Origin of the sequence: Bifidobacterium panos (assembly GCF_012932445.1) — a bacterium.
Classification (GTDB): domain Bacteria; phylum Actinomycetota; class Actinomycetes; order Actinomycetales; family Bifidobacteriaceae; genus Bifidobacterium; species Bifidobacterium panos.
Genome location: NZ_JAAIIJ010000029.1, coordinates 1 through 5,715, shown reverse-complemented (window position 1 = coordinate 5,715; position 5,715 = coordinate 1). Strand labels below are relative to the sequence as shown.

Below are 5,715 nucleotides of genomic sequence, written 5' to 3'. Positions count from 1 at the left end.
TGACCAGGCCGAGCTTGTCGGACTGCCAGCCGATGAACTCGTAACCCTGCTCCACCGTGACGTTCGGCGCGGTGACGCCCGCGTCCTTCAGGTTCGCGTTCGTGGCCACCTCGTAACCCGTGGTGCCGGCCAGCGAACCGTGCTCGCCCGCGGCGAACGACAGCTTGTTCGTGGCCTCGGTCCACTTGGCGTTGACCACCAGCGTCGTCTCGTCGAACGTGCCGGACACTTCCGTGTCCCACCCGTCGAACGTCCAGCCCTCGCGCGTCGGATCCGCCGGGGTCTCGTACTTGGTGTTCAGCGGGCCGGACACCTTCGCGGACGACTCGTTGTTCGCGTTGTGGCCGCCGTTGAAGTTGAACACCACCGTGCCGGTCGGGTTCGCCTTCCACACGGCCGTCATGGTCACGTCATGGGCGGGCATGACCAGGCTGGCCAGCTGGTCCGAGGCGACCAGGCCGAACTCGTCGGACTGCCAGCCCGCGAACGAATAACCCGCGTTCGCCGTGGCCGACGGGGCGGTCACGCCGGCCAGTTTCGCGTCCGTGTCCACCTGATAGGACAGGCTGCCCGAAATCTGGCCGTTGTTCTCGCCACGCTCGAACGACAACGTGTTGGCCTTCGCGGTCCACTGGGCCGTGTACACGGTCGTGCCCTCGGCATACGTGCCGGTCGGCTCGTTGTCGTCCGCGTCCAGCCAGTTCGGCGTCTGCAGCTCGTAGCCCTCGCGCGTCAGATCCGTGGGCGCAGTGTACTTGGTGCCCGCCGCGTCCGTCAGGGTCACGGTGGACTTGCCGTCCACCAGGCCGCCGTTCGCGTTGAACACCACCTTCGCGCCGTCGTTCTTCTCGTACAACGCCGTGAACGTGACCTGCTGCGCCTTGCCGCCGTCAACACCCGTCACCACGTACTTGTCCTTCACGCCGTCAGCCGCGTAGACCTTCTGGTCCGCGTCGCACTTCCAGCCCACGAACGTCCAGCCGTCCTCCGGCGTCACGGTCGGCTCGCCACCGACCTTGTCGCCCGAGTTGACCTTGTAGGTCGTCTCGCCCGTCAGCGCGGCGCCGTGATCGCCCTTGTCGAACGTGACGGTGTTCTCCACCACGTTCCACTTGGCCGTGTACATCACCGACTCGTACTTCAACGACGGGGTCTCGTCCCACTTGTCGAACGTGTAGCCCGTGCGCGTCGGAACCGGAACGTCGGCCTGCGCGTACGACTTGCCCGCCTGGCCGCTCAGCGTGCCGGACGTCTCGCCGGACTTGTCCCTGCCGCCGTTGTAGTTGAAATACACCTGCACGTCGTCCAAATCCACGTACTCCGCGGTGAACGTGACCTTCTGGTTTTCGGCCGTGCCGGCGACGACGTACTTGTCGACGCTGTCGTGCGAGTACAGCCTGCCGTCCTCGTTGCACCGCCAACCCGTGAACCGGTAGCCGTCAACGGCCTTCGGCTCGTCCGGCTTGCCATTCACGGCACTGCCGGTCTTCACCTTGTCGTACTTCGTGGTGCCCGACAGGGTGCCGCGCTCGTCCGTGGTGAACGTGACCGTGCTCTCCAACGGGGTCCACTGCGCCACATACGACGCGTTCGCGTACCTGCCAGACGGCTTCACGTCCCAACCCGCGAACTTGTAGCCGTCACGCGTCGGGACCTCGGCGGCCTTCGCCTTGTCGGCATCCGAGTACGCGACGTTCTCCTTGCCGGACAACTGCACATACGCCTCGCCGGCCTTGTTGTGGCCGCCGTTGTAGTTCAGCGTGGCGGTCACCGCGCCCAACTCCTGATACTCGGCAGTAAACGTCAGACCCGGCTCGGCCAGCAGATCCTTGATCTGCGACGGCTGGTACAGCTTCTGGTCCGCGCTGGAACGCCAGCCCGTGAACTTCCAACCATCATTCGCCGACACCGACGGCTCCGCATACGCGGCCGCCCCCTGGGCGTCCTTGGCGTCCTTCAACGCCGTGCCCGTGGGCACCGACAACGAGGCCTTCACACCATCACCCAGCGCGCCGTTCGCGCCCACGATGAACTTCACATCCTGGCTCACCGGATTCCACTGGGCCGTATACACCGCATCAGACTTCAACGTCACCGACGTGTCGGTCGCCTCCAGGTTGCCCACGGACGAGGGAACCGCGGTCCAACCGCCCAGCGTGTAACCCGCACGGGTCGGCTGCGGCACCGCCTGCGCGGTGTCCTGGTTGCCCGTGACCGTCGAGGACGTCTTGCCGTCCAAAGCGCCGTTGTTGTAGTCGAACGTCACCGTCACCTTCGGCGTGTCCTCGAACTCCGCCGTGAACGTCAGGTTCGGCTTGGAACGCAGGGCGCCGATCTCACTCGGCTGGTACAACGCGTTATCACCGCTGGAACGCCAACCCAGGAACTTCCTGCCCGCAACCGGCTTCACCGTCGGGCCCGTCTGCGCGGGATAGCCCGCGACATCCTTCAACAGCGTACCCGTGGCCACGTCCGTCAACGTGGACGCGCCAGCGGTCTGCGTGCCATCCTTGGCGTCCACCTTGAACGTGATCGTGTTGAGCGTCGGATCCCACTTGGCCGTATACGTCGTCACACCCTCCGTATCGAACACGCCGCTCGGGGTCACGACCTCGTCATCCGCGTTGAGCCAACCGCCGAACGTATAGCCCTCACGCGACATGACCTTCTTGTCCGGCACATCCGCCGCGTACGACTGGTCCTTCAGACCCGACACAACCCTGCCGTCATCCGAACCGTCAATCTGGCCGCCGTTCGGGTTGAACACCACCGTGCAGTTCTTGTTCGCCGCATACACCGCGGTGAACGTCACCGTCCTGTTCGTCTCGTCAAGACCCTTCACCTCATAAGACGCCACGTCCTTGGAATCGTACAGCTTGTTGTCCTCGCTGCACTTCCAGCCAACGAACGAGTAACCCGCGTCCACACTCACCGTCGGAGGCGCCGCGAAAGCAGTCTTGGAGGCATCCGTGCTGACGCCCTCGCCCACCGTCGCGTCCGTCTTCACCGTGAACTCGGTGTCATACGACAACGTGCCATGCGTATCATCCTTGGCCTGGACGAACTTCACCGTATTATCATTCGCAGTCCACACGGCCTTGAACGTCGCAGCAGCCGTAAACGTGCCTTCCGGCTTCACCGTCGACACCGACGACTGCCACGTCTTGTCCCCGTCCAACGTGTAGCCGGTACGCTTCAGGTTGTCCGTATCCGTGGCCGGGATGTCGTCCTTGTACGAAGTGCCCTGCGCGCCCGTCAACGACTTATACGACGCACCGGACGCATCCTTGCCACCGTTGTAATCGAACACCACCGTCACATCGGGCAGGTCCTCATACTGGGCCTCGAACGTCGCAGCAGACTTCACCGTCACATCAGCCATCTCAGACGGCGAATACACCGGCAACTTCGCAGCCTCCTCCTCGGACTCGGCTTGCTGGCGCCAACCCAGGAACTTCTTACCCGCCACCGGCGTCACCGTCGGCGTCACGAACTTGCCGTCCACGTCCTCCGACAACGGGATGCCGGTCTTCACCTTCAGGGAATCCTGCACGCCCTTGTCCAGCGTGCCGTCCTCGGTCACCGTGAACGTCACCGTGTTCGTGTTACGCGTGTAATAGACCTTCACCACCGTACTGCCATCAGCCAGAACCTCCTGCGGCTCGACAGTCTGGGCGGTGAAACCCTCAAAATCACCCGACGACGTATCCTCCGAATCCGCAGTGACCTTATCGCCGATCTTGCCCGTCAACGGGTCATTGTTCTCATCCGTCGTCACCGTCTCATCCGCAACCAAGGGATACATACCGGTCTCCAACGTCTCACGATAATGCGCCACCGAATACGACGCATACTCCGTCCACTCCGCAGTCAACGTCACATCCTCAGTCACCGCATCCTTGGAGAAATCCCACTTGTGTTTCTCACCCTGAGCATCCGTGTAATACCAGCCCAACAGCACATGATTCGTATACGTCAACTCAGGATCACCAACCGGACTGCCCTTATACACAGACGCCGTAGACTCGACAGCACCATCCTCAGTGGCATCACCCGGCTTAAACGTCACCGTAAACTGCTCCGTATTCGGATTCGTACCAGTCGCAGCAACAGCACGAGACTGCCTAGTCGTCGTCACCAGGTTATCCGCAAACTGAGTGGCATACTCGGGGTTTCTGTCTGTGCTATCAGCACCGCTCCAGACGCCCGCCCAGATATTTCCGTCGGAGATGACCGTGACATTACCCCACGGAGTCGAAGTATCAGAGGAACCCGCCTGCAAATCAACACAAATCGGCTGCGTCGAGCCGTCGTCGGCAGTGGCGGCGAAAATGACACTAGCCTTATTGGTGGTATACGAAATCGGACTCGCATAGCCCACTTCCCAGTCCGTCGGCAGCTTCTCCGTCAGACTCTTCGCCACCGCCGAGTCAGTGCGGCTGACTGTAGCGCCGGCAACGCCAATCGAGGGCAAGGACTCCACCGTGAAACCGGTATACAGGCGCGTCGCCAACTCCGTTCCCGAGCTGTTCAGGTCTTGGTAGGACGTGTCTTCGCATTGGATGAAGATGCGTCCGCCTTTGTCCAAATACGCCAGCAGAGCATCAACCTCGTCCTGCGTGTAGTATTTGTCGCCGCCGTTTGGTTTCGTCATGCTCGGCTCAATGTAAATGAAATCAAACTGATCAAGCGGCAAACCGTTCAACGCGTCATTATCAACGAAAGTCTCCCTATCGGATATGGAGCCGTGAACCGTGATAAGGTCACCGAGACCATAGAACCTGTTCGAGCCCTCCGTCCAATCAGACGTCTGCCGGGCCGTTATGCCTGGATACTCCCTGGAATCGTTCCCCTTTGCGAAATGGCTATTTGGTGCCCAGTAGAGGATTTTCGCGTTCACGCTGCGCAAGACGACAGTGTTGTTGACTAGCACCGTTTCCAGTTCGCTATTGTTGGCGTCGCTGGTTTTGTCCAGCGTGATCTTGTCGTTGTCGATGTCGCTGTCCGTCACCGTGCGCTTGCCGCTCACGACCATCGAAACCGGACTGACGACATCACCCGCGTAGGACAGGCCGATCGGCTTGTCCGCACTGGCGTTCAACCTTACGGTCGCGCTTTCCGTGACCTTCGTGCTGCCCGTGCCCGTCTCGACCTGCTCGGCGACCACCAGATTACGGGCCGCGCCGGCCTTCGTCGTGTTGCCCGTGATCGACGGGGCGGAAGGGGAAGCGCCGTCGGAACCCAAGTCCAGCACGCCGCCCACGGCGACATGCACCGCGCCATCGTCACCGACGGTGTTGGTCCTGATCGTGACCCCGTCCAACACCAGACGACCGCCCTTGGCGACATCGAACAACGGCTTGCCCGAATCACTGCCCGCCAACGCGGCCGAACCCGTGACGATCAGCGTCTTGCCGTCGGGCACAGTCAACGTCGTACCCGGCACGGTGTTCGCGGACACCGTGTACGTGACCGTATCCGCCGTCGTCAACGCGCTCAGCACGTCGGCCCATGAGGTCACCGACGCCGAGCCTGCGGCCCAGGCGCCGGGCACGGCCACTGCCAGCACCACCAGCGCCGACACTATGGCCGACACCATGGCCGCCAGCCAACGCGGCAACCCGCGCCCCGAGCCGGTTTGAGATGAAAATCTCACCATAAGAAACTCCTAAAATTTCTTTTTCTTCTACCAAACCCTCCCCCAACACAAAACGA

The 5,715-nt window shown here is 62.0% G+C and carries 1 protein-coding gene; it reads right to left on the bottom strand.

What is annotated here, in order from left to right; genetic code table 11:
- On the bottom strand, positions 1 to 5,659 hold a 5,659-nt coding region (locus G1C94_RS07390; protein ID WP_172147062.1), incomplete at its 3' end, for an InlB B-repeat-containing protein.
- Positions 5,660 to 5,715: the final 56 nt, after the last annotated feature.